Annotated in this window: 1 protein-coding gene; it reads right to left on the reverse strand. The window is 47.1% G+C overall.

Going from position 1 to position 1,053, the window contains the following annotated elements; genetic code table 11:
• A partial coding sequence (gene proS / locus R7Q47_RS26375) for a proline--tRNA ligase (protein WP_318090275.1) occupies nucleotides 1-1,053 on the reverse strand: 1,053 nt, incomplete at both ends.

The following is a 1,053-nucleotide window of genomic DNA, read 5'->3' on the forward strand; positions in this document are numbered from 1 at the left end:
TGAGATTTAACGTGCTCAACAATATCCGCCATCGCTACTGGAGGTTTCTCGCCAGTACGACGGTTTTTGTATTCGAAGTTACCTTCATCCATGCTGCGATCGCCAATCACGATAGTGTGAGGGATACCGATCAACTCGATGTCAGAGAACATTACACCTGGGCGTTCTTTACGGTCATAAAATAGAACTTCGATGCCCATAGCAGTTAGTTCCGCGTATAGCTTCTCTGCTGCTTCTTTTACGCGCTCAGATTTGTGCATGTTCATTGGCACGATTGCTACTTGGAAAGGTGCAATTGCGTCTGGCCAAATGATGCCGTATTTGTCGTGGTTCTGTTCAATCGCAGAAGCAACAACACGCGATACACCGATGCCGTAACAACCCATCTCTAGGATTACGTTTTTACCATCAGGGCCAAGAACGCTACAGTTCATTGCTTCTGAGTAAACGTTACCAAGTTGGAAGATATGACCAACTTCGATACCACGTTTCAGCATTAGCGTACCTTTACCACATGGGCTTGGATCGCCTTCTACTACGTTACGCAGATCTTCTACTTGACCCAGTTCAACGTCACGACCCCAGTTAATACCGAAGTAGTGTTTACCGTCGATGTTTGCGCCAGCGCCAAAGTCGCTCATGACTGCTACGCTGCGGTCAACGATGAATGGCAGTTCAAGGCCTACAGGGCCAAGAGAACCAGGGCCAGCACCGATCAGTTCACGAATTTCTTCTTCTGATGCCATCTCTAGTGGAGAAGCCACTTGAGGTAGGTTTTCTGCTTTCACTTCGTTTAGCTCGTGGTCACCACGAACGATCAACGCAATGATTGGTGCATCGATTTCGTCAGACGCTTTAACAAATAGCGTTTTAACGGTTTTCTCGATAGGTAGACCGTGTTGCTCAACCAACTCTGCGATTGTTTTCGCGTTTGGAGTATCAACTAGTGTCATTTCTTGAGTTGGTTCTGCGCCTTCTACCGCAGGCGCTAACGCTTCTGCTTTTTCGATGTTCGCTGCGTAATCAGACTCAGTAGAGAATGCAATTAGATCT

Source organism: Vibrio sp. Vb0349, assembly GCF_033338975.1.